The organism is Tolypothrix sp. PCC 7712 (assembly GCF_025860405.1).
Taxonomy (GTDB): Bacteria; Cyanobacteriota; Cyanobacteriia; order Cyanobacteriales; family Nostocaceae; genus Aulosira; species Aulosira diplosiphon.
The window spans coordinates 20,965-47,066 of record NZ_CP063788.1 but is presented as its reverse complement, the minus strand read 5'-3'; the positions used below and the strand labels follow the sequence as shown (position 1 = coordinate 47,066).

General features: G+C 37.6%; 13 protein-coding genes. 9 read left to right on the top strand and 4 right to left on the bottom strand.

The genetic code is table 11. The features are described from left to right. The first annotated feature begins 67 nt into the window (after window positions 1–67). Window positions 68–1,534: a tetratricopeptide repeat protein gene (locus HGR01_RS38830; protein ID WP_045874936.1), complete on the top strand. Its 1,467-nt coding sequence runs from the start codon at window positions 68–70 to the stop codon at window positions 1,532–1,534. Here the strand turns inward: HGR01_RS38830 and HGR01_RS38825 are convergent. Continuing rightward, a complete protein-coding gene (locus HGR01_RS38825; protein ID WP_045871079.1) occupies window positions 1,521–3,242 on the bottom strand; it encodes an IS1634 family transposase in 1,722 nt (573 codons plus the stop codon). The two genes, HGR01_RS38830 and HGR01_RS38825, sit on opposite strands and share 14 nt — an antisense overlap. A 57-nt stretch (window positions 3,243–3,299) precedes the next feature. Between HGR01_RS38825 and HGR01_RS38820 the strand changes: the two genes are divergently transcribed. Then, complete coding sequence (locus tag HGR01_RS38820) at window positions 3,300–7,403, top strand: CHAT domain-containing tetratricopeptide repeat protein (RefSeq protein ID WP_052335222.1); 4,104 nt, start codon at window positions 3,300–3,302, stop codon at window positions 7,401–7,403. A gap of 74 nt (window positions 7,404–7,477) precedes the next feature. Further along, a complete protein-coding gene (locus tag HGR01_RS38815; protein ID WP_052335221.1) occupies window positions 7,478–11,326 on the top strand; it encodes a tetratricopeptide repeat protein in 3,849 nt (1,282 codons plus the stop codon). On the opposite strand, the gene HGR01_RS38810 is transcribed toward HGR01_RS38815, so the two are convergent. Continuing rightward, on the bottom strand, window positions 11,297–11,677 hold the full coding sequence (locus HGR01_RS38810; protein WP_045871336.1) for a hypothetical protein: 381 nt from the start codon (window positions 11,675–11,677) through the stop codon (window positions 11,297–11,299). The genes HGR01_RS38815 and HGR01_RS38810 overlap by 30 nt on opposite strands. Before the next feature lie 106 nt (window positions 11,678–11,783). Between HGR01_RS38810 and HGR01_RS38805 the strand changes: the two genes are divergently transcribed. The 5 genes from HGR01_RS38805 (at window position 11,784) to HGR01_RS38785 (ending at window position 23,543) form a co-directional block, all read left to right on the top strand. Next, the gene (locus tag HGR01_RS38805) at window positions 11,784–13,181 is read left to right on the top strand and encodes an IS4 family transposase (protein WP_071989413.1); all 1,398 of its coding nucleotides are present in this window, start codon (window positions 11,784–11,786) and stop codon (window positions 13,179–13,181) included. 152 nt (window positions 13,182–13,333) lie between these two features. Next, window positions 13,334–15,331, top strand: coding sequence for a hypothetical protein (locus tag HGR01_RS38800; protein WP_052335220.1), 1,998 nt, complete (start codon window positions 13,334–13,336; stop codon window positions 15,329–15,331). Window positions 15,332–15,522: 191 nt separating this feature from the next. Next, window positions 15,523–18,978 (top strand): serine/threonine-protein kinase, encoded by a 3,456-nt coding sequence (locus HGR01_RS38795; protein WP_045871068.1) that lies wholly within the window; start codon window positions 15,523–15,525, stop codon window positions 18,976–18,978. A gap of 21 nt (window positions 18,979–18,999) precedes the next feature. Further along, the gene (locus HGR01_RS38790; protein WP_045871069.1) at window positions 19,000–20,529 is read left to right on the top strand and encodes a phospholipase D-like domain-containing protein; all 1,530 of its coding nucleotides are present in this window, start codon (window positions 19,000–19,002) and stop codon (window positions 20,527–20,529) included. 245 nt (window positions 20,530–20,774) lie between these two features. Then, entirely contained in the window at window positions 20,775–23,543 is a 2,769-nt protein-coding gene (locus HGR01_RS38785) for a helicase-related protein (protein ID WP_045871070.1), read from the top strand. A 109-nt stretch (window positions 23,544–23,652) separates the two neighbouring features. On the opposite strand, the gene HGR01_RS38780 is transcribed toward HGR01_RS38785, so the two are convergent. Together HGR01_RS38780 and HGR01_RS38775 are read right to left on the bottom strand one after the other, a co-directional pair. Further along, window positions 23,653–24,060 (bottom strand): DUF5615 family PIN-like protein, encoded by a 408-nt coding sequence (locus tag HGR01_RS38780; protein WP_235623061.1) that lies wholly within the window; start codon window positions 24,058–24,060, stop codon window positions 23,653–23,655. After that, complete coding sequence (locus HGR01_RS38775) at window positions 24,035–24,568, bottom strand: DUF433 domain-containing protein (protein WP_045871071.1); 534 nt, start codon at window positions 24,566–24,568, stop codon at window positions 24,035–24,037. Before HGR01_RS38775 ends, HGR01_RS38780 begins: the two co-directional genes overlap by 26 nt. A gap of 536 nt (window positions 24,569–25,104) precedes the next feature. On the opposite strand from HGR01_RS38775, the gene HGR01_RS38770 reads away from it, so the two are divergent. Next, window positions 25,105–26,097 carry a tyrosine-type recombinase/integrase gene (locus HGR01_RS38770; protein ID WP_045871072.1) on the top strand — a complete coding sequence of 331 codons (993 nt, stop codon included), beginning with the start codon at window positions 25,105–25,107 and terminating at the stop codon, window positions 26,095–26,097. Window positions 26,098–26,102: the final 5 nt, after the last annotated feature.

The window sequence follows — 26,102 nt, the reverse complement described above, 5'->3', positions numbered from 1 at the left end:
ATCCTTACAAGGAATCACGCAGCTACGCGAATATAAACTCAGAGAGGCAGAAAAAACCTTTCAACAAGTGTTATTGCAAAGACGGCAAGAAAATGATGCTGCTGTAACTACTATCGTTCTCAATTATCTGGGTGAAGTTTATAGTTTATTGAGTGAGCCAACACAGGCTTTAAAATTTTCTCAAGAAGCATTGACTATTGCTCAAAAATTAAATAATCGTTCACAAGAAGCAGCAGCTTTAGATAATATTGGTAATGCCTACAGTGGATTTAAAAAATATTCAAAAGCATTAGATAATTTTCAAAAAGCTTTGATTATTTGGCAAGAAATTAAAGATGTAAAAGGTGAGGCAGGTAGTTTAAGTAATATTGGTACAGTTTATATAAACCAAGGTTATTTTTCTCAGGCTGTAGAAGTTTTACAGCGATCGCTCTCTATTAGACAACAAGTAAAAGATAGTTTTAATGAACCAGAAATAATTGCTTTATTGGGTTTAAGTCACTATGCATTAGGTAACATTGATCAAAGTTTTGGGATGCTAAATCAAGCGTTACAACTTAGTCGTCAGGTAAATAATCCTAAAGCTGAAAGTATTGCACTAATGTCAGCAGGAACTGTGCATATTTTTTTAAGACAACTTGATAAACAAATAGAGTATATGCAACCAGTAATTGTACTCGCTAGACAAAGCGGTAATGTATTGGAAGAAATGAAACTTCTTGCTTATATTGCAGATGCTTATAATCAGTTAAAAAATCCTAAAAAAGCAAGTGAATACAGTCAGCAATCTTTAGAAATAGCTCAGAAAGCATTAGCTATTTATCAAAAACAAAAAAATCCTGCTGAAGCAGCCCAAATATTTCTTAATATTGCATCAATTTACAGTAAACAGCAACAGTATGATAAAGCTTTAGCATCATATCAGCAAGCTTTAAAAATTTTCCGAGAACTCAAACAGCGAGAATTAGAATTAGAAACTATCAGTCAGATAGCTGATATTTATAACCAGCAACAAAAATTTGCTCAAGCTGTAGATTTCCACCAGCAAGCATTGATAATTTTTAAAGAACTCAATAATCCACCAGCACAATTAGGTTTGCTTGCATCAGTAGCACTGGCTTACGACAATCTACAGCAATATCCAAAAGCTATTGATTACTATCAGCAAGGTTTATCAATTGCTCAAGTAAATAAATTACCTTTATATGAAGGTATTATTCTTTATGGAACGTGTAATCTTTACTATGACTGGAAAAAATATAAGGAAGCAAGTGATAGTTGTGAGCAAGCTTTAGCTATTTTTGAGAAAATCAAAAGACCAGAGGAAGAATTGATTAATCTTATCGGCTACATAGGATTATTATATGAAAGTCAACAAAACTATTCTCAAGCAGAATCATATTATCAACAAGTACTCAAACGTCAGCAGGTTTTATATGGTTCAGAGAGTATTGAAATAGTAAAAAATATTAAGACATTAGCTCCCAGTTCGCCCATTTTTTTGGAAGTTAGAAGAAAGACTACTCAGGAGTAAAAGATTGACCATCAAGTTGAGTGTAAATACTGATGGAAAAGCCCAGTAAAGCAAGAATACGCTTCTGCAAAGGTGAAAGAGCGGTCAAGTGAGCATAAATTTCGTTTTTCACCTCAATCAACAGCAGTGTAATCTCTTTAAATGCAGCCAGAATTATTTCTGCGCTAGGTCTTGTAGTTTCGCGCTTCGGATTGCCAACATAAAGACCCGCAAGTTTTTCTTTCTCTTTTTCTAGATTGTGGCGAACCTGGAATTCTAAAAGGTTTAAAACTCGCAAACCAATAGACAGTAGTCTTATTAAACCAGTAATATGGTCTTCACGTTGTAAATATATCGGAGTCAATGAAAGAGGAAAGTTTTTCAGCCTCGCAAATCCTCGTTCCATTAAGTACTCATCTCTATAGGCACGAACTGCTTGTTTTAAACCAAATTCATTTGGATTTTTATTTGTAACGTAAACCCGCCAGCCTAACATTTGAATTTGGTGTTGAACTGCGGAATCGTCAATCTTAAAACTCATGTCAAACCATAGTTCTTCTACTATTCTAGCTTTGCGGTCTCGGTATCTTTTTTGAACTTTTTTAACTCTTTTTGTTTGAATGTCAACTTGAAATAATCCACTTGTTTGATATCTGTTGAAAATAGCTTCACATGTTTCTAACCATTCAAAGTGTGAAGTGAGCTTTTTCTTGCCACGTCGAGGCACTTTAAGTTTTTCTAGAGCATCTACTGTTTTCTGTATTCGTTCACGTAGATGTTTTTCTGCTGTTTTTTGAATCGCAAATGAGCGCACAATTAATTGTCTTTCCGACCAAGAGATTTCTTGCCCATCAATCTCTATTTCATGGATAATCTCTATTTCAAAGCCATCCGCTATATTTTTGGTTTTGGCATCTGCATATTCGTAATCTATAATTGTTAGTTCTTGTTGACCATCCCAAACTGGTTGGAGATATTTGCTTAGTTCTTCGTTAGATACTTGCTTGGCTGTTAAAGGACATAAGTAAAAATCTCCGCCCAATACTATATGAGTTCTTGTCTTTATTGATGACATTTTACAGTCACCAATATATAACAATTCTGACTTTTTTATTGTTGAACGTACTTTATCTATTGCTGGAATATATAATGGGTCATCTGCTTTTTCTCCTGACAATATTTCCGTCGCTATTGGCATTCCTAATGGGTCTAATGTCGATAGCATTATTTTCACTTGCGCCAAATCCGGACGATTGTCTTTGCTATGACCCCATTGAAATAAGCCTTCTGGGTTAACTCCACAATGACTTGAAGCCGTTGTACTATCTAAACGTACCTGTTCTGGGATAATATCGTACACCCGTAGCAAACTACTTCCTAGTTCCGACTCAAATGAAAACCAGTTTGCATCTATAGATAGGTAACGTAATACTGCTTGCAAACGGTCATCTGCCAAATCGAGCGAGCGTAAAGATTCTTCCGTAAAGCTTTTTAACGTTTCTAACCGCTTACTCACCCAACCTTGAACGTGGTTCAAACGGTGATCTGCTTGCGATAATATGTGTGTTAACCATATTACCACCACACTACCTAGATTTAATCCTTGCCAGTTTCCGTGACATGGAAAATGTTTATCGATTAGTTGTTCTACTCCCATCTGCTCCAGTTGTGTTAGCAGTAGGGGTATATCATCAACTCGTTCGTTTGTAATTCTGGGTTCAAATTCCATAAACCCGAACTTATACCTACTTAGTTCTTTTTGGAATATATCTAGAGGTATACTTTTTTGGCTAACTCAGAAAAAAATGAGCGAACCGGGAGATTAGGTTATCTATACAACAATCAAGGTAAGTATCGAGAAGCTTTACCATATTTTCAACGCGCTCTAGCACTTCAAGAAAAACATCTTGATCAAGAAAATATAGAGGTTGTTAACAGTTTGAATCAATTGACCAGCCTTTATATTAAATTGGTTAATTATCCAGAAGCATTAAAAGTTGGTCAACGCGCTCTTGCAATTATTCAAAAAATGCGTGGTTTGGAACATCCAGATGTTGCTTCTTCCTTGAATAATTTAGCTAATATATACACAGGTTTAGGGAATTATCAAGAAGCATTACGGCTTTATCAACGTGCCTTAACAATCACAGAAAAAAATTCAAAGAAAGACTTTTGGGATGATTTTAACCTAGCAGTTCAGCTTAATAACCTAGCGTCAGCTTATAGAGACTTAGGTAATTATGATGAAGCTGAGAAAACTTGGCTACGTGCTTTAAAAATCCGCGAACAGCTATACCAAAATGCACTAACTGCTCAACTGAGCGAACATGTCTATAGAATTAACTCGCTAGCTGGTGTGGTAGCTGGTAGTCTTAATAATTTAGCTAACTTATATCAAGATAAAGGAAATTATACCGAAGCAATAAAGCTTCAGCAACGTGCTTTATCTCTTAATGAAAAAGCATTTGGTAAAGAACATCCTGATGTTGCTTTAAGTATGAGTAATCTTGCTTCTGTATATAAAGATTTAGGAAAGTATCAGGAAGCAATAACTTTAGTGAAAACCGCTTTGGCTATTAATGAGAAAATTCTTGGTGCGGAACACCCTCAAGTTGCCTCTAACCTCAACAATTTAGCCAATATTTACCTAGCACAGGGAAAATTTGCAGAAGCGCAGGGTTTATTTCAACGTGCTTTGACTATTCGTGAAAAAGTATTTGGTAATGAACATCCATTAGTTGCAATTAGTGTAAATAATCTTGGTGGAATGTATAGTACGCAAGGTAATTATCAGCAAGCAATGATTCTATATAAGCGTGCTTTGGAAATTCGTCAGAAAATATTTGGCGAAGAACATCCAGATGTTGCTAGTAGCTTGAATAATTTGGCAAGTGTATATCAAGACCAAGGTAAATATCAAGAAGCCCTTTCTTTACATGAACGTGCTTTAGCAATTAGAGAAAAACGATTAGGCTCCGAACATCCAGATGTTGCTAATAGCCTGAATAATTTAGCAGAAATATACGTTACACAAGCAAAATATCAACAAGCAATAGAGTTACATCAACGCGCTCTCACTATCAACAATAAAGTATTTGGTATAGAAAATATTAATAGTGCCAGAAATCTTAGTAATTTGGCTAGTACTTACAATGACTTAGGCAACTATAAAGAAGCCCTTCCTTTATTTCAGAATGCTTTAGCCATACGAGAAAAAATATTAGGTTCTGAACATCCCGATGTTGCCAAGACTCTTAACAGCTTAAGTCTATTCTACGCAGAGCAAGGTAATTATGCAGAAGCACAAAAACTCAGTCAACGCGCTTTATACATTCAAGAAAAAGCATTTGGTAAAGAACATCCTGACGTTGCCACAAGCCTCAATAATCTAGCTGAAATCTACAAAACCTTAGCTGACTATAAGCAAACTCTGGAATTACACCAACGTGCTAAAGCAATTAACGAAAAAGTATTTGGTACAGAACATCCTCAGATAGCATATAGCCTTAACAATTTGGCTGGTGCATATTTAGCCCAAGGGAATTATCCAGAAGCACTAAAATTATATCAAGAAGCTTTAAAAATTAACAAAAAAGCATTTAATGATGAGCATCCCTTAGTAGCTCAATCACTGCAAAACTTGGCTAATCTATATAGTGACTTAGGGAATGATAAAGAGGCTGAAGCTTTATACAAACAAGCTTTAACTGTTAGCGAAAAGGTGTTTGCTAATAATCATCCTATGGTTGCAACAATCCTTAGTAATCTTGCATCTACTTACTACCACCAGGAAAATAATACTGAGGCAGAAAAATTGATGCAACGTGCTTTAGCTATTCGAGAACAGGTATTTGGTGTTAATCATCCTGATGTTGCTCTCAGTCTGAATAATTTAGCTCTTTTATATAATAACCAAGACAAATATCAAGAATCTCTTCAGCTTTTACAACGTTCTTCAGGTATCTTAGAAAAAGTATATGGTACTAATCATCCCCAAGTTGCACTCAATTTAAGTAACCAAGGTTGGAATTATTATCTTTTAGGAAATAATCAAAAAGCACTGGAACTCTTACAAAAATCGCTTTCGATGACAGAAAGCTTTTTTGGCTCCCAACATCCAAGTGTTGTTAAAGATTTAAGATTACAAAGTTATGCCTACCATGCTCAAGGTGATATAAACCGTGCCATTGAAGTGAGAAAGCGCAGTTTAGATATTAGCGATCGCAATCTCAATATTATCCTTGGTATTGGTTCAGAACGCCAAAAACAAAACTATATGATGGCGTTAGTTAATGAGTCAACCGACATCACAGTTTCCTTACACCTCCAGTCAGCACCCAATAATCCCGAAGCTGCAAAACTCGCTCTCACCGCAATTCTTCGCCGGAAAGGACGCATACTTGATGTTCTCAGCGATAATCGTAGCTGGTTACGACAAAACCTTACCCCAGAAAACCAAAAATTATTTGACGAACTCACAACCATTAGTTCCCAACTGGCAAGACTCACGTATACTGAATCTAGTAACTTTGGTCAAGAATTTGCAAAACTCCAAGCTGAGTACGACAAATTAGAAGCAGAACTCTCTAAACGTAGCAGCGAATTTCGCACTGTCACTCAAATCACCACAATTGAATCAGTGCAAAAATTAATACCTACTGATGCAGCTTTAGTGGAATTTACGCTGTATCAACCCTTAATCAATCCCAAAGCCGGAAAAAAGAGCGATCGCTATGGTAAACCCCATTATGCAGCATATATCCTGACATCCCAAGGCGCACCACAATGGGTAGATTTAGGAGAAGCGGAAGCTATTGATCGAGAAATTTCTGAATTTGGTGACATCCTGCAAAGTAAATCCCGCGATGTTAAACCAATTGCGCGTCGCTTGGATACCAAACTCATGCAACCCATCCGCAAACTATTGGGTGACAAGCGAAAACTGCTAGTTTCTCCCGACAGCCAGCTGAATCTAATTCCCTTCGCTGCGCTGGTAGATGAAAATAATCGCTATCTTGTAGAAAATTATACTATTAATTATTTAACAACCGGGCGTGACTTACTGCGCTTATCAAATCAAGCACCCAGCCGTCAAACACCTGTGGTAATGGCAAATATTGATTTTGGTAATGCTGCAAGTAACTTATCTGTGTCAGAAAAAGGCGATCGCCAAGCAAAACCTTCCTCGGAATTTGACAGACTAAAATTCTCACCCTTACCAGGAACAAAGGAAGAAGCCGAAGCCATTACCCCCTTATTAAAAGATGTCAAACTCCTAACAGGTAACCAAGCCACAGAAAATACTCTCAAACAATTACAGTCACCCAGTATTTTACATATCGCTACTCACGGGTTCTTTCTCACCGATAAAAAAATAGACTTTCCAGATACTGTTGGTTTAGCTGTGGGAAATCGTGGAATTATAGTTAAACCTGGTTCCAATCGTCAGGTGAATAAGAATCTTGAAAATCCCCTATTGCGTTCCGGTATTGCGTTAGCTGGATTTAACAACCGTCGCAGTGGTGATGAAGATGGTGTACTGACAGCCTTAGAAGCATCTTCCTTAAATTTATCGGGTACTAAATTAGTTGTACTTTCCGCCTGTCAGACTGGCGTGGGTAAAGCCACCAATGGCGAAGGGGTATATGGTTTGCGTCGTGCTTTTGTGATGGCTGGTACCCAAAGTCAGTTAATTAGTCTCTGGAATGTTGATGATTTGGGAACTAAAGAATTGATGGTGAAATATTATGGACGATTAATGAAAAATGAAGGACGTTCCGAAGCTTTGCGACAGACACAATTAGAAATGTTGAATTCTCAAAAATACCAACATCCATTTTACTGGGCTGCTTTCATTCCTTCTGGTGATTGGACTCCTGCTAAATTTTAGCCTCAGTTTTGGCATATCCTCCCAAAAGCTAGAAATACATATCACCAACCCTCATAAAAGAGACTAACAAATTCATGCAAAATATATTATCTCCTAAAAAATCAGTGAAACCAAACGCTAAATTTAACTTATTAATTATAAGAGTAGGCACATTTATTAGCCTTACAATTTTATTGAGTGGAATAACCGAAGCTGCTTTTTCCTCAAAACAAGAAATTATTACTCAAAACTCAATTCCCTCTACTCCTCAAGCAACATCTACAGATAAATTATTGCAAGCAGGAATCACCCAGCTACGCGAATATAAACTCAGAGATGCAGAGAAAACTTTTAAACAAGTTTTAACACTGCGACAAAAACAACAAGATTATTTAGGTGAAGCCGAAGCATTAAATTATTTGGGTGAAGTGTATAACTCATTAGGCGAATATCCAGAAGCGCAGAAAGCATTCACTCCAGCATTAGCTATTTATCAAAAGCTGAATAATCGCCAAGGTGAAGGTAATGTATTAGATAATATGAGTGAAACTTATGGCGGATTAAAAGAATATTCAAAAGCACTAGAAACATTTCAAAAAGCTTTGACTATACGCCGAGAAGTCAATGACGAAAAAGGAGAAGGCGAGACACTAACTAATATTGGTGTAGTTTATATTAGTCAGGATAAATTGAAAGAAGCAGTAGAACCACTACAAGAATCTTTAAAAATTCGACAGCAGATTAAAGATAGCTTTTATGAACCTGAAACGATTGCTTTCTTAGGTTTAGTAAATAGAGCTTTAGGTAAAACCGAAGCAGGTTTAGAGTTACTCAATCAAGCCTTAGAACTAAGTCGCCAAGTCAAAAATATTCGTGCAGAAGCGATAGCTTTGATGCTCAATGGCTCAGTTTATCAAGATTTGAATAAGTATGATAAAGCCATTGAATTTTATCAATCGGCATTAACAATCATCAAAAAAAACGGAAATCTTTCTGAAGAAGCTTTTATTCTCAATCAAATGGGATTATCTCACCACAAATTAAAACAATATTCCCAAGCAATAGATTATTTTCAGCAAGCTTTACCCATTTATCAAAAACTCAAAAACCGCCAATCTGAAGCTGAAATTTTAGCTGTCACTGGTGTAAGTTATTATGAACAGCAAAAATCAAAACTCGCCTTGGATTATTTGAATAAAGCATTATTAATCTATCAAGAACTTAAGAAAACTACGTCAAAAGAAAAAATTTTATCTTTAATAGGAAGTGTATACAGATTACAATTAGAAGATTATCCCAGAGCATTAAAATACTATCAGCAAGCTTTGGCTATTTCTCGACAATTAAAAGAACCTAAAGATATAGCTGGTAATCTTGGCGCTCTTTGTGATACTTATTCCTTGATGACACAATATAAACAAGCAATAGATAGTTGTCAAGAAGCTTTAACAATTTATGAAAAAATACCCAATCAAAAAGAACGCGAAGCTTCAATGCTTCTCACTCTTGGGCAAATAAATGAATTACAAAAAAACTACGCTCAGGCTGAATCATTTTTTCAACGTGCTTTAGTAATAAATTCTGAGTTACATGGTCAGGATAGTATTAAGATTGTAAGCAATATCTTTAATTTAGCAAATTTTTACCACGATCGCGGTAAATACGAACAAGCATTATCCTATTATCAACGTCTTTTAGAAATCAGAGAAAAAAATCTTGGTTCGGAACACCCAGATGTGGTAATGAGCCTGAATTTTGTTGGTAATGTTTATACGAATTTAGCTAAATATCAAGAAGCCTTAAAGTATTATCAACGCGCTCGTAAAATTTATGAAAATAATCCTAATTCTCAAACAGATAAATATTCTAGCGTTCTGAATAATATCGCTCTTGTCTATAGTTATTTAGGAAATGATAAAGAAGCAATTATTCTTTATGAAAAATCTTTGAAAATAGCAGAACAAACATGGGGTAGTGAAAGCTCTCAGATAACTAGAACTTTGAGGAATCTTGCTAATTCTTACGAAAACTTAGGAAATTATCAGAAAGCAGAGGAACTATATAAGCGTTCTTTGACAATAGCTGAAAAACGATATATAAAAGCAGCAAATGCAAAACTTTTTGAGGATGCAGGATATCTCAGCTATAGCGCTGAAAATTTTGCAGCATCTCTGCAATCATTAGCTGGTTTATATCAAAATCTGGGAAAGTATCAAGAAGCAATTCAATTATATAAGAAAGCGCAAACAATAAGTGAAAATCAATTTGGAACTGAACACCCTCAAGTTGCTATAATTATCAGCAATTTAGCTTTGGTTTATAAAGAGCAGGGAAAATATCAAGAAGCGCTACAACTGTATCAACGCTCTGAGAAAATATTTGCAAAATCTTTTGGTACTGAACATCCTGAATATGCTACCTATCTTGGCAATTTAGCTAATTTATACCAAGAACAAGGTAATTATGCAGAATCATTATCTCTATTTGAACGTGCTTTAAAGATTAAAGAAAATATACTAGGTCTTGAACACCCAGATGTCGCTCTCAGCCTAAATAATTTGGCTTTTTCTTATCAAATACAAGGAAGGTACTCAGATGCAATTAAACACTATCAGCAAGCTCTAGCAATTAACGAGAAGGTATTAGTACCAGAGCATCCTCAAGTAGCTCTTACTCTCAATAATTTGGCGATGTTATATCAAGAACAAGGAAACTACTCAGAAGCACTGAAAAATTATCAACGTGCTTTCGCCATTCGTCAAACAATATTTGACTCAGAACACCCATCTATTGCTAAAAGTTTGAATAATTTAGCAGGTATTTATACAGAGTTGGCTCAATATCAGGAATCTATTAATTACTATAAACGTGCCAAACTTATAAATGAGAAAGTATTTGGTTCCCAACATCCAAGCGTTGCTCTAATCCTTAACAATTTAGCATTTATCTATCAAGAACAAGGTAACTATACAGAAGCATTGAAACTATTTCAAGAAGCTTTAGAAATTCGCACCCAGGTATTAGGTTCTGAGCATCGAGATGTTGCTAACACTTTGAATAATATTGCTACTCTTTATAAAGAGCAAGGAAATTACACAGAAGCATTAAAATTATTACAGTTAGCTTTGAAAATTCATGAAAAAAAGTTTGGCTTTGAACATTACCTTATTGCTCAAAGTCTAAATAATATAGCTTTTGTATATGAAGACCTAGATAATTTTCCAGAAGCTATAGATAAATATCAGCGTGCTTTGGAGATTCGCACTAAAGTATTTGGTTCGGAACATCATTTAGTTGCTCAAAGTTATAATAATCTTTCTGGATTATATAAAAAACAAGGTAATTATCCAAAGGCTCTTGATTATGCTCAAAAGTCATTAACAATAAATCAGAAAATATTTAGCAATGAGCATCCAGATATAAGCCAAAATTTAAATAATATGGCGGCAATTTATGAGAATTTAGGAAATAATCGAGAAGCGGAAATTTTATATAATCGGGCTTTAGGCATTAATGAAAAAATATTTGGCAAATTTCATCCTAAAGTTGCCATGAATCTTGATAACTTGGCGGTGCTATACTACAACAAAGAAATATTTGGTGAAGCAACAGAAAATATTCAAATTGAACCATTTATCAAACGTGCCTTAGAGATTAGAGAAAAAATATTTGGCTCTAATCATCCCGATGTTGCTCTCAGTTTGAATAATCTATCAAGTTTATATAATGTGCAGGGTAAGCATCAGGAATCTCTTAAACTCTTACAACGTTCTTTAGCAATTTACGAGAAAGCCTATGGTACTAAACATACCCAAGTAGCAATTCAATACTGTTCGGTTAAGGAAAAAGAGGGGGTCAGATCAAGAAAAATTTGTTCGCGTATTTATTGCGAGAACAATAAAAAGTTGAGAGACTTACTTTTTCTCTTTGAGACTGTTGTATAAGTCAGCCCAGTTTTGTCGGAGAGAATCAATACATGATTGTAAGTAATCAACCTGAGTCCTTCGAGCAACCGAGAGAACCGCATCAATGTGAGCAGGACTTCCAGCTTTCCCTAAATGCTTGTATTTGGTTAACTTACCTGGTTGAGAAGTAGGGAAAATTGCTTGAGAAGCGTGTAACTTGTAGTACCAATAAACCCCTTGTTTACCGCGTGCTTGGTAACGGGAAACAGAACAACCAGGAGGCGCAATTTCCCCCACCGCTTTAATTTGTTGAATCATCAGATGCAAAGTCGCAATCGCCTGTTGCAACAGTTCCGCTCTGGCAATGAGATCATCTTCTTTTGTGGACATGATCAATAACATTTATATGTTCTCGAAATGTGTTCGAGAACTAAGTAACATTTAATATATTATGACCATTAGACTAAAATTCTACAAAAATTTTTGTTCTTAGCATATGCCACTGGTAAATTTTCAGGCACAAACAGCCTGTCTAGATTCTCAACAAATACTTTTAGCTTTGTCACAGGTAATTCCGGCTCAAACCATCACCAAGGCTATTGAAACTACTTGTAGCTCTCAACGAAGACTCAGAATATTACCAACTTATGTCATAGTTACCTTAGTCATTGCCTTGAGTTTTTGGTCATCTGATTCAATTGTTGATGTGTTCAAAAATCTCATTCATGGTTTGAGTTCTTTACACATACCATCAGGTTTACGTCTTCAACCCCCATCTGCTTCATCAATTACAGAAGCCCGTCAAAGAACCGGAGCAGCTGTAATGAGAAGGTTATTTGAACTGGTGGCAAAGCCCTTAGCAACAATATTAACACCTGATGCTTTTTTGGGGGAATTCAGAATTATGGCTGTAGACGGAACAGTTTTTGATGTTCCAGATACTCCCACAAATGCTAGAGTCTTTGGCTATCCTGGTTCTCCTAAAGGGACATATCCAGGCTTTCCTAAAGTCAGATTAGTCTTTTTGGTAGAAGCAGGTACTCATTTAATTATAGATGCTTTTTGTTCTCCCTATCGTATTGGAGAAAGAAGAGGTGCTTTAAAATTACTACGCAGTATTAATTCTAGTATGTTATTAATGTGGGACAGAGGATTGCATTCTTTTAAGATGGTTCATACTGTCATCCAACAACAAGGTCATTTCCTTGGTCGTGTTCCTGCCCATGTGAAGTTTCAAGTAGTAAAAACGTTGGCAGATGGTTCTTATTTATCTTGGATTGCACCTGATGGACAGTCAAGAAAGAAGGGGGCAACCCGAATTTCAGTTCGTATTATTGAATATGTGATTGAGGAGGATAGTACTCTAAAAACCTATCGGTTGATTACTAATTTAATGGATGTTGATAAGTTTCCGGCTTTGCTGTTAGCACAAGAGTACCATAAGCGATGGGAAGCTGAGAATACTTTAGATGAGTTGAAAGTACATCTATTAGCAAGGAAAATTCCTATTCGTTCTAAGAATCCTCGTGAAGTGGTGCAAGAACTTTATGGTTGGTTGTTGGCTCATTATTGTTTACGTTGTTTGATGTTTCAAAGTAGCAATTTGAAGAATATTTCTCCTTTAAGGTTAAGTTTTGTTGGGAGTTTACGAGTGATTCGGCGTGCTATTCCTGAGTTCCAACGCCAGATAAATACGAATGTGGATATTAATTTATATTATAGTTGGTTAATGGCGGAAATTTCTGATTTAGAAATACCTTTACGACAACAGCGAAGTAATCCTAGAGTGGTGAAGAAGGCTCGTTCTAAGTTTAAGAGTAAAAAACGAAGTCACAGGAATAATTGTACTCCAAGACAACAGTTATCTTTTCAAATTATTAAACGTGCAAGTTGAATCTATTTAGTTTGACGCTACGGTAATTTATTGTTTCTCAATTTATAATTTCATAGTTTAACTATTTTCTCTCTCATAGTTTGAGTGTATGAGAATTTGTCCATCTTTTTTTAGTCTCTAGTTCTCGCAATAAATACGCGAACAAATTTCTCTTGATCTTACCCCCCTCTTTTTCCTTAACCGAACAGTATTGGGAAGCGGGTAACATCGCCCCGTGGCTGGTAGAAAGGCTGGATCAATTATTGGTTCGTGCCAAGACTGAAAGGGCGGGGATGAACCTAGCCAAATGCGTCACTTTAGCAACGGCATCAATCGGGGCGGTTTGTTATGCCACCTCTCCACTAGCCCCCATCGGTGCGTTAGTTGCGGGTCTGGGTTACGCTTGGTCAGTGGTACAAGATATGACCGATTCCCACTGCTTTGCTCCCATTCCCTTTGTGCGGGGTAACTTCTTAGAATTTTTGGCGGCAATGGGTGACAGCGAAGCAAGAGGCGAATGGTTTGCAGGCTCCAATGAAATTGTGGATTTGATGAACCACCTTACACCCACAGAGCGTAGTGAATTTGTGATGCTGCGGCAGTACACCAACACCCTCACCGATTTTCTCACGGGCGTAGAAGCTGGTAAGCGGTTCTATGCTTACAGGTGGCTGCTGGACAATTTCACCACTTATAGGGGCGCGTTTCCGACTGTTGAGCAGTTGTGCAAACATTTGGCACAGGTATCGCCCGACCCCAGAATTGACCATGCACAGGTCACTTTAATTCAGCAACAATCCCAACAGCCACAACCAAAGCTACCTTCACCCAAGTTCGTTGAACTGCCACAACCGCATTTTGTCCAGTTGCCCAGTCCCTCACAGGCTCTCCCTCCCAAACCCCAGACCCCAGCACCAGACATTCAATCAGTCTTGGCGTTACCGCTTCACAGCAGAGCGATCGCAATTATTGACGCGCTAACCAAAAGTGGTTTTGATATCGCCAAGTGCATTCGTGACCAAATAACCGTGATTGCAGGTAATCAGCGAGGTGGTAAGGGTACGCTCATGGCGATTTTAGCCATTTTAAGCAAGGCACTGGAGCCAAACACCAAAATTCATTACTTCACAGCAGGTGATGATATATACCCGTTTCAATGCCATTACTTAGTATGCAGACTTAGTTACCCCCAAGTAGATGGTGCAAAGGCTGATGCTCTTGTGGCAGGCGATTTGTACCAATATTTAAGGGAGATGGACAACGCTACCCAAAATAGTTACACAGACATTATTCTGGTGATTGATGAAGCTGTGGCTTTGTCTGACTATCTCACTCCGGAGCAGAAGCAATGGATTATTCGCTTTCTGTTCACTCGCGCCAGTAAGAAGGGCGCTCAAATTTTCGTTGTGTTGCATGGTAAAAATCTCACATCTTGGGTGGGGACGAAAAACACCGCAGGTTTTGGCGATACTTTCAAAAGTGGGGCTACTTTTATTGGTTGTGAGGCTACCAGTAAGAAGCTGTCTCCCCTGAAGTCAATCTCAATGGCCACTGGGCGTTACTTCCTGGCTGACCCTGATAGTTTTGATAAGGCGATCGCACTGGGTGAAATTGGTATCATTCCAGATTGGTTAAAAACTGAGGTTAATCCCCATTCTGGGCAACCAGATCCGGCGCGGACACTGCTTAAATATTTCTCTGAGTTGAGAAGTGATTCCCCGGCTGTTACTGATGGAGAATCACCCAACTCTGAGTCACCGGATGAATTTTTGAATCAGGCCAGAGCGTGGATTAATGAAACTTGGGTGATATCAGATGCACCGCCGCCAACTCTGCACCCAAACCCAAGTGATACCGACCGATACCAGCCGACTGATAAGGCTTTTGAGCTTTTGGAATCATCTGGTATCGATACTGGAAACGATACCGGAATCAGTGATACTACCCCATTTACGGGCGATTCTCAGACTCTTGCCGATGATACCGGAATCGATACCGACCGTCGCTATACTCCAGCCTCACTGACAAGTGAACAATTGGTTGGCATCGTCAAGCAGATGGTGGATAAGAAGATGTCACAAACCCAAATCATTCAATCCCTTTGGGGAGTGGAGAAAAATGCTAAGGGCTGGAAGCAGGCTTATACCGAATATAAAGAACTGTTTCCATGAATCATGTCTAACCGTCAATAAACAATCAGCCCTTGGTGTATTGCCAAGGGCGTAACTAAATTTACAAGCAACTCAAAAATAGTTACATAGATTTTTCTAGGAAGATTGCTCTAGTCCCAGGAAAAATTCGGAATTTCATACTGAGGTAAGGGCTATGTTACAAATAAAAAAACTCTACGGGTTTTAAAGTTATGCCGTCGGTTCGCCTGATCAACAATCGCTATGCTCTATCTCCCCAACCGCGTTCTGGTGGAATGGCTGATGTCTATCAGGCAAGCGATATGCTCGACGATCTGCGACGGGTTGCAGTGAAAGTATTTAAACATGGGCAAATTGAAGGCGATATCTTAGAAGAGTCCTTCAGACGTGAAACCCAAGCACTCAAAGAATTAAAGCATGAGGGAATCGTAGAACTTCTAGACTCAGGCAAGGATGAAACTACAGGTAAGTATTTCCTTGTTTTAGAGTGGATGGAGCAAGACTTAGCAAAATTGTTGAAAGAGTCTCCATCATATGAATGGGATTCTTTTTGGCAAAATGTGGCTTTTCCTGTATTACAAGCTCTGGCTTTCTCTCACAATCGCAACTACAGCCATCGAGATATCAAGCCCAATAACATTTTAATTAGTAGCGACGGTAAACCAAAACTTGCCGACTTTGGAATATCTAAGCTCAGAAGCTACTTTCGACCTAGCATTACTCTCAGGGAGTTTGTATCTCGCCCCTTCACACCACCGGAACTTGATGATGGCACTTATCCTTACACCAGGGATGTCTTCAGTTTTGGCGTACTAGTGCTTAAGTGCTTAACAAAGGTAGACATTAGCGATTATGATGCCATACCTCAAGGGGTGGCTGCATTTAATGCACCACCTGAAATTGTGGAGATAATAGAACGAGCTGTTTCCTTAGATCCAGCAGAACGCCAACACAATGCAGAAGTTCTCCTCACAGAACTTAATATTATCCAAGGAAAGCGATCGCAAATCCTGTCAACTAAAAAACGTGCTTGTTATCTGACATTAACTCGAAACGCCTTGAGAAATCTTAATAACGAACTTCAAACATCAGAAGCGGAAATTCAAAAAATTATTCTAGAGGATTTGAATACAGCTTGTGGCATCAGCCGTTACCGTAACCGTAATTTCAACTCTCCTGAAGAAGAATTTCGAGAAGGACACTATTCTATTTTTGGGGTTAATTATAAATATCATGTAGCGGTAGGACAAGAATACCTTGATATTATTAATGCCAATACTTTCTCTAGTGCCTTGCTAGAAAGAAATCGAGAGCAAGCTTGGATTCCTCCCTACGAATTTAAGTTTGGTAGGCCACTCTTCATGTCTGAAGCCGTAGACGTTATTACAGACATGGAGAATGCAGTTGAAGAACACGAAGCTAACCTCCGACAGACAAAATTAGAAGCGGACAAACAAAGATTATTCCAGACTTGGTTTAATATTCTCCAAGCTAAAACCGATTGGGAAAGAAGTCGAGAACAGCCAATTAAATATACCGATTTTACTCGTGATGGCAAGCATATTATCTTTGAAATCTCAGAAATTCCAGATAAAGATATAGCAGGACAACCCCGACATATTATTAACAAAAAGGGATTTAGTATTTTAGGAGGAGATGTTGTTGAAGTTCAAGAAGCTAGTGACAAGTTAATTCTCTATGTGAAACATGGACAACCAGACAGACTGCCAAAATCCGGTGAGCTAGTTTTTGATATTCGGGCTACTGAAACCGCATTAAATCGCCAAAAATACGCGCTAGATGCAATTAGATTCGACCGTGCAGTTCGGTCTGATATGCGTCAATTATTTGTTAATCCTCAAGAAGTCAAGCATCCAGAAATATCTGGAAATATTGAGTGTTTTCAATCTCTGAATGAATCACAAAAGGAGGTTGTAGAAGCAGCATTAACAACACAAGATTTTCTTTTGGTTCAAGGGCCACCAGGGACAGGAAAGACAACCTTTATTACAGAAATCATCATTCAAACTCTTCTGCAAAACCCAGAAGCACGAATCCTGTTGAGTTCACAAACTCATGTAGCATTGGATAATGCACTAGAACGGATTCAAGACCAAAACCTTGACTTAAAATTGTTACGCCTTGGTAATCATGAACAGGTTTCAGAAAACATTCACTCTCTGTTGTTAGAAGAACAAATGGAGAAATGGAGAGAACAGGCTGTAACTACCAGTAAAAATTTTATAACAGAGTGGTCTACTAAAAGAGGTGTTTCTCCACAAGAATTAGAAAAAGCAATTTTATTTCAAGACCTAAAAGCTCTAGTCACAAAGCTTAATGAATTAAAAACAGAAGCAACAACTCGTCAACAAGAATTATACGAAATTTACCCTATAGACTATGAAATAGACAATCCCAAATTACCAGCTAAACAGAAAATACCCAAAGATAAAAGAGATGAATTTCTGCGTCTTACAAGTGAACTTGAAGAATTGCGGGAAGAACAAAAACAAGTACGAGAGCAACATAAAGCCAAAGCCCAGCGTCTCCAAGAAATCACAGGAATTGCTAAAGAGGAATTATTAAAACTCAACGTTAATCAACTAGAAGAAAAGAGCAATCAGTTGATTGACCCTCATGCTCCAGATGCTAAAATGTTACAACAACTGATTAGTATTCAAGCCGAGTGGTTTGACTGTTTTGGTCGCAATGAAAATTTTAATGATCCACTAATCAAACGTTCTGCTGTAGTAGCAGGAACTTGTATTGGCATTGCTAAATACATTCAGGATATAGAATTTGACCTTTGCATTATTGATGAGGCATCAAAGGCTACAGCAACAGAAGTATTAGTCCCGATGTCGAGAACTCGGCGATGGATACTTGTGGGAGATCCGAAACAACTTCCACCCTTCCAAGATGAAGTCAGCCGCAATGCAGAGTTTTTAGAAAAATATGATTTAACTGAAGATGACATCCGAGAAACTTTATTTGACAGACTGCTAACAACACTCCCTGGCAGTTGTTGTAAGATGTTAAAAATTCAGCATCGGATGGTTGAGCCAATTGGCAATCTAATCAGTGAGTGCTTTTATCAAGGTGAACTGAGAAGTGCCAGAAAAGATATAGATGCAAATTTGGCTAAAGTTTTACCACAACCAGTGACTTGGTTGACAACTTCTAATCTGCCAAATTATCAAGAGCAACGTGCTAATTCCAGTTATAACAATAGCTGTGAAGCTAGAACTATTATTAATCTGCTTCGCCAAATTAATACAATGGCAGAAGCAGCAGAAAAAACCTATAGTGTGGCAGTATTAAGTGGTTATTCAGCACAATTAAAATTGCTGAATCGCGGAATTAATACAGAATTAAATAATTGGAAAAGATTAACCATTAGGTGCGCTACAGTTGACGCATTTCAAGGAAGTGAAGCTGATATAGCTGTATACTCTATCACTCGTTCAAACAAAAAAGGGGAAATAGGTTTTCTTAGAGATGAAGCACGACTAAATGTTGCTTTATCTAGAGGCAGAGTTGGCTTGGTGATTGTGGGAGATCATCATTTTTGTCGGAGTTCAAAAAATAATCCTTTGTACCAAGTCTTAGATTATATTGAACGCCATCCTGAAAATTGTAGCTTAATAGAAGCGATGAATGGTAAGTAAATAAAATAGGTAAACCAAATTATGAATTTAGACAATTTTATCTCTCTCTCAGTCAATGAACTGCTGCGTTACAATAGAACAGGTTTTGATTTAGTAGCCTGTAAAGAGGTAGGTTTACCTGTTTATAAAGTAACTATTGAAGCTTTAATACAATTACGTAAACCAATACCCCCAATAGAGGAATTTGTCTTAAAGTCTATTGATGCTGGGCTGAATTTAGAAGAAGATATTAGTGCTTTTCTCGGTATAGAAAAGCAAATTTTAAAAGATGCAATGGTCAATTTAAGAATGAGTGAAAATATTGACCTTATAGCTCCTGATGATTCTCGGTTGCAAGTTTGGAAATTGACTAAAAAAGGTATTACAACTCTCCAAGAAGCTAAAATTATTGTTCCAGAAGAGCGGACATTTGATATAGATTTTGATGGATTATTACGATATCCACGCTGGTATGGCAGTAATTCATACTTTTTAAAACACAAGGATTTACGAGAGCAAGAAATTATAGAGATTGATCCGTTTCCAAATAAACCTCCAGAATTATCTGATATCAAACTTAAAGACGTAGATGGAATTATTCGTCAAATTGAGGGAGCTAGTAAAGCCAGATTTAAAGAAGAGAAAGACTTGCTAGCATTAAAAGCAATTGAAAAAAGGCAGAGATTTTTTGAAAAAGCCTTGGCACTCATATATAAAGCTAAAGATAGTGATGATGTTCAGGTAGCATTTTTAATTGACGATGTAATTTCCAGTGAACATGAAGCTGCTTTTGCTCGTTCTAATGGAATTAAAAAACTTCGCATTGTTGAAACTCTAAAAGAAAGCTCACCCAGGAAATTAGCTGAAGAAGTTTTAGGAAGTGATTTTGTTAATCAAGCTAGACTAGAAGAAATTGATTCTATTAAGTCGGAAGTTTATACTAGTCAAGCAAAAATTGTAGCTGAAATAGAAATAGTTCAAACTAATCTTGAAAAAACTGAAAATGAAGATGAAAAAGTTATTTTAGTGCAGCAACTTCAATCTGCACTAAAACAAATTGAAGAACTTCAGACACAGCTAAATTCTCTCCTAGCTACAGTTCCCATGCGTTGGTTAGATATGTCCGAACACCGTCCCCTTCTGGAACAAGCTCTCCATGATACTCAAGAATGTTTAATGATTATCTCACCTTGGATTCGAGCTAGTTCTGTAAATAAACGATTTCTTGCAGATTTTGAAAATCTCCTTAAGCGGGGAGTGCAAGTTTATATTGGGTATGGTTTGGGAGAAGACGATAACGATAGAAAATACAAAGATGATATCCAAGCCGAGAAGAAAATACAACAATTAGCCATTCAGTACAGAAATAATTTCCAGCTAAAGCGTTTGGGAGATACCCATGCGAAAATTCTTATTTCTGATACGAAATTTGCTATCACCACAAGTTTTAACTGGCTATCTTTCCGAGGCGCGAGCGATCGCACATTCCGTGACGAACGGGGAATACTTGTATCCGAACCAAAGAAGATTAGTGAACTATTCGACACCTATAGAAAGCGATTTGACGAGTAAAAGAGTTGATTGGATTGTATCAAAAAAATGATCGTGGCACACTTGACCGCATAATCACTTATTAGTATTATTGTACTACTTAGACGTACCTCCTTAGCTGACCATTATCCCCACCGATTCTGTGGGGGTATTTTTGATTTTAAATTCCATGTTTTCTAGTAATAGTACGGGAATTATTAAAGTAGAAAATTTATAAAATGGTACGTTGATCTCTCAGCTGAATCTACCACAAGCAATCCCAACTCATGAATGAAGAAATAGAAAATGAAGAAAACGGTGAAAGAGGTACTTTACGAGAAAGCTGGTTTGAGAGAAAAAAGGCTTTGGAGTATATAAGCCATTACTTCCAGACAGCTAAAAAAGAGATTAGGATCGCTTCTGGATTCTTCACAATTAGAGGTTGGGGGCTAGTTCGACGATACACAAAAGGCAAGCGCGTTTATATATTAGTCGGTCTTGATGACCCTGGAGAGGAACGAGCGCGGCAAGCATTAATTGATGATATCCTACGTGACCTAAGAACAGGTCTGGACAAAGATCGGCGACAGACAGTACTAGATTTAATAGAAAAAATGCTACAAGGTAGATTACACCTTGTAGATGCTAGAGCTACAGAACATCATGCCAAGCTATATATTGTTGACCACAAGGTAGTAATTATGGCTTCATCAAATCTTACCCAACGTGGTTTGATGGAGCAAGTCGAGGCAGGCAATATAATCACTAAACGTCGCGAAGTTGTGGCACTAGCAAACGAGTTTGATGCATATTTTGCTGAAGCGAAAGACATTACCCAAGAATTATTAGAAGTCTTGCAGCGCTGGCTTAACTTTGTGCGACCGTGGGATGTGTACTTAAAGACTATGTTAGCCCTGGAAGACATACAACCAATCAAAAGTAATTATAAGAAACAACCTGTTTCATATCAGGTGGACATGATTGCCCAAACACTGCGGCAGATAAAAGAGTCAGGCGGGTCAATGCTGGTAGCTTCCACCGGACTAGGCAAAACCGTCGTAGCAGTTCACGTAGCTTTACACCTCCGCAATGATGACCTAATTGATAATGTCATGGTTATTGGCCCAAAGGCAGTCCGCAGTAATTGGACACGCGAAATGCGTGATGCTGGTCTACCTTGTGAGTATTTTGTTTATCAAGCTTTAGATAAGAGTGGTTCAGATCAAGATAGTAGCCTGGAATTGTTTGAAGAAATTCAAAAAAATCTTCATGAGCAACGATGGTTAATTATTTTTGATGAAAGTCATTACTTTAGGAATCGTTTTAAACAAGATTTATTTAATATGAAGAAAAATCCAGCAGAGCGTCGGGCTTTTCTTCGGTTAAAAGAACTCTTGAACAAGAGCAGCAATACTAAGGTTTTATTATTGACTGGCTCCCCTTATGCTAGAGATGAAAGCAACCTAAATAACCAGTTATATTTATTACCACATACTGCCGAACTTAGCGCTTTGTTTGATGAAAATTATGTTGATGGCGCACGGGCATGGCATATTAATAAAACAGATGATTTTATTCATCTACCCGTAGCTTCTCAACTAACTACACCTCACGTAGCTAAATACTACAGTCAATTAGAGAATCAAGATAATTATATTATTTTTGGAACCGAGAAGAGATATATTCCCAAAATTGTATTATACAGTGTCAATTTTCCTCTATTACTAGACAAGGAACTGGTAGAGGCAATTAAAAAAGGATATTTTGATTTAGATTCACGTAATCCAATGTTTAGAGAATGTATCAGGAGATTGGTAAAAATTGCTTGGGCTAGTTCTCCATTGGCTCTTCGTGGAGTTCTTGAAAGCGTTGTTGATACTCCTGGGGGTAAAAACGAGTACAAACTTGGTAAATTACAATTTGTCTCGGCTCAACAGGAAAGACAATCTTTTTTAAATCCTCTAATAGAAAAGTTGGCTAATTTGGATTTTAAAAGTGACTTGAAACTTGAAGCACTTTACATAATTATTCAAGAACTTAGGCAGAATTCAGAAAAAGCAATTATCTTTTGTGAACGCCGTGCTACTGTTGTTTACTTAGCACAGGCATTAGAACAAATGTTCCCCGCATTAAAAGTAGTTGCAACTATCGAGCAGAGTGAGAATGAAGAAAAATATCAAATGAAAGAAACCAATGAAATAGAAAAACTGATCAAAAAGTTTGCCCCTATTTCTAATAATGCTGAAAATATTTCTGAAGAAAGCTACGATGTATTTATTTCAACAGATGCTCATGGTGTTGGGGTTAATATGCAAGATGCATCTGCTGTTATCAACTATGATATCGATTGGACTCCTATTGGCCCTGTTCAACGAGCTGGACGCATATTGCGTTTTTGGCATTATCCACGAACAGTTAAAGTATATACCTTTGTTCCTAATCTGACACAAGAGACAGACCTTAAGTATGATTTAGTCAGGATTAGACAACGTTGGGAAAATCTCATGTTGCGTCATGGAGAGTCTAGAAAGCTGACGGACTTGCCAGTTTTAACAATAGCTAATTCCCAAGAAATTAATATGCCTGAGCTTGCGTCTCAGGTAACAATAAAATCAGGTCAATTAGACTTAGATGTTTTAGCAGATTTGGATATTTCTCCTTTCTTTCAACATACAGCAAAACTACAAATGCATCGTGATTATGCCAGGACTATTCTTAGTGATATTGTCAGTGCAAAACTAACTCAGGATTCTGAACCATCAATTTATGTTTTAGTTAATCAGAATCAAAAATATCATGCCCTTGTATACACACCCAAAAATCAACAAGTACGCGAACCGGATATTATCAAAATTCTCAATTTAATTGCGTGTAATGAAGATACTGAAATCGCTGTAGTTGATTATGGTTTGGTAGAAGAATTGAGCGATGCTTGCATCAGAACTTGGTGCAACAAGCAAGGTATATCACCTGAAGAAGTGGAAAGAATTTGTACTTTGTATCTCAAGCCAGAAAGTGAACCTGATGGGCTTGAAAGATTGTTGAATGCAGAATAATTAGCATTACCTTGAAAAAATTGATATCAAGAGCTGTATATCAATTTTTTACCAAACGGGGTATATAAGTGAGTACAGACCTCGCTCGACGTATATTCGTTGCTTCTATCTAGTTTTCTCCCAAATTATCAAACCTTTTAGTACCATCTTCTTCCATGTATAGGACACGATTTAACATATCGCGCCCATTTTCTAATTCAGCATTGATTGCATTCACAGCTTCTTCGACAATAGCAATTTGCTCATTTCGAGATAAATCTCCCTGGCAGATGAATACAATGCCAGCGTGGATTTCTGTAGTCCGAGCAAATTTTTCAAAATCCCGAACGTTTGCTGTTACAAGAATACGCTCTTCATTAAAAGCATATTCTAAAACTTGATAATCCTTTGCACCAAGTAATCCTCGATCTCTCACAGCAATTGCATCAATAAAAAGCTCGTTACACAAGTAACGTGCAACGGCTGGTGAAAGATCCTCATCAATTAGGAATTTAATTCTTTTTAGGTCGTCCAACACTTGGGTAAGCTTTCACGTAAACTTGAGCAAATTTTATATCTTCTTCAGTTAAATAAGGATAGTCTTCATGTATTACCTCTAGGGACTCTCCTCTATCAAGCATTGAACCAATATGACGAACTGTAAGCCGAGAATTAGGAAATACTGTTTCTCCGCCCATTATGTTCGGATCTGAAACTAAATTTTCTTTCCACGCTTGAAAACATTTGATAAGTTCTAATACCTCCTTGACAATAGGCTCGACTTCTATTCTGACAAATTTTGCTATTTCAATGGTTGGTAACTTTTGCTCCAAGGCTCTTACTAAGCTTTGATAAAGAGATGAACGAAAATCAACATTGATAAAGTCTATCTCTTTAATTAAACGTAGATAAACCAATGCAGCAAAATTTAGCCGGGGTGGATTATATTCAGGAAAAATTTTGTGTTCTACTTCCTTATAAATCTTCTTGGTTGGTAATTCTACAAATGCCGCAGCTTCAGTAGGAGTAAAAGTTTCTATATACATACGCATTACCTACAAGCTAAAAAGATTACCTTCACCTATAACAAACTTTCAACGATTTGTTACTTGAGAAACTATTTATGATAGAAATTTTGATGAAATAAATAAATAATTTGAAATTATTCCCTGTCTAGGGAAGATTTTAGCATTGATTCAAAGGTGCTGACAACAGTTTATTGTCATATCTTTGGTACAGACAATTTTGATATCAAATAATTTGAATCCCTACCTCTCATAAACACGCGCTCTTACACCCTAACCCTGAAAGATGGAGCGCGGGTGTTCGCTATTGTCAACTCTCCGTTCATTTACCGTCAGATCACGTACTCCCTTCGTTAGCCCTGACACTCTCATGTCAGAAAATCTCGTTTCATCACCCTCCCTAACCGTCAATCATCTGACAATTACTCCCCTATCCCCCTTCCCCCCTCGACTTGGACATAGTGCGACAATGTTGCTTTTTGCACCACTGGCAGTAATAAATACCAATTAACAACTAAGATATTGTGAAAGCATGAAACTTGCGCTACCCCAAACCAATGAACCCCATTCACCCGGAAAATCTGAGTGTTCTAGAAAATTCGCTCTCCTTAGCGATCGGAGAGGACTTTTCTTTAGAAAATGACCCCGATGTTATCCAGCAATTGATTGGGGATAAGCGGAGTGAGAACACTAAGCGCGAATACCAAAAAGATTTGAAAGATTTCTTCTTATTTGTCGTTAAGAAAGAACCCAGCCGGGATTTGGTTTTGGAGTTTCTTCACCTGGAACAGCGTCATGCTGTTGCTGTGGTTCTCAAGTATAAGGCACACCTGATCAAGAAAAAGCTGGCTGAAGCTACGGTGAATCGTCGTCTCAGTGCTATCAAGTCAATGGTAGAGATGGGGCGACGCTTGGGGGTTTGCAATTTCTCTTTAGATGATGTCAAAGGTGAAAGGGTCGAAACCTATCGAGACACTACAGGAATTCCAGCTACTGATTATGCTAAGGTAATAGCCCTGGTTGACCAGAACACTTTAAAAGGTAAGCGTGATTATGCACTACTGCGGTTACTCTGGGATAATGCCTTGCGTCGTCAGGAGATAGTCAATTTGAATGTGCGTGACTTTAACGCTAAGGAAAAAACGCTCTCAATTTTAGGTAAAGGTAAGGGTAGCCAGAAGGAAGTTATTGACCTATCTCCTAAAACCACCGACGCTCTAGCCAGTTGGATAAAAGCTTCTAAGAAGAAACGTGGCTTAGATCCGCTGTTTACGGTGCTGGCTTATCACAAGAATGGAAATAGATTAACCGGAGAAGCAATTAGGCGACTGGTGGATGGGCTTTGTAAGCAAGCCGGAATTACTAAGAAGATGTCACCCCATCGTGTTCGTCACAGTGCGATTACTACAGTATTGGATCTCAATAATGGCAACTACCGTGCTACTCAGCGATTCAGCAGACACGCCCAAGTGCAAACGGTTTTGAAATATGATGATAATCGCCAGCGTTTGCAAAAGCAGATGAGTGACTCGATATCAGAACTCATCTAGAAAAC

What these genes read in the sequence shown, in the direction of transcription:
- HGR01_RS38825 (WP_045871079.1), bottom strand. Translation starts at nt 3,242, where the DNA reads ATGGAATTTGAACCCAGAATTACAAACGAACGAGTTGATGATATACCC.
- HGR01_RS38815 (WP_052335221.1), top strand. Translation starts at nt 7,478, where the DNA reads ATGCAAAATATATTATCTCCTAAAAAATCAGTGAAACCAAACGCTAAA.
- HGR01_RS38810 (WP_045871336.1), bottom strand. Translation starts at nt 11,677, where the DNA reads ATGTCCACAAAAGAAGATGATCTCATTGCCAGAGCGGAACTGTTGCAA.
- HGR01_RS38805 (WP_071989413.1), top strand. Translation starts at nt 11,784, where the DNA reads ATGCCACTGGTAAATTTTCAGGCACAAACAGCCTGTCTAGATTCTCAA.
- HGR01_RS38795 (WP_045871068.1), top strand. Translation starts at nt 15,523, where the DNA reads ATGCCGTCGGTTCGCCTGATCAACAATCGCTATGCTCTATCTCCCCAA.
- HGR01_RS38790 (WP_045871069.1), top strand. Translation starts at nt 19,000, where the DNA reads ATGAATTTAGACAATTTTATCTCTCTCTCAGTCAATGAACTGCTGCGT.
- HGR01_RS38785 (WP_045871070.1), top strand. Translation starts at nt 20,775, where the DNA reads ATGAATGAAGAAATAGAAAATGAAGAAAACGGTGAAAGAGGTACTTTA.
- HGR01_RS38775 (WP_045871071.1), bottom strand. Translation starts at nt 24,568, where the DNA reads ATGTATATAGAAACTTTTACTCCTACTGAAGCTGCGGCATTTGTAGAA.
- HGR01_RS38770 (WP_045871072.1), top strand. Translation starts at nt 25,105, where the DNA reads ATGAACCCCATTCACCCGGAAAATCTGAGTGTTCTAGAAAATTCGCTC.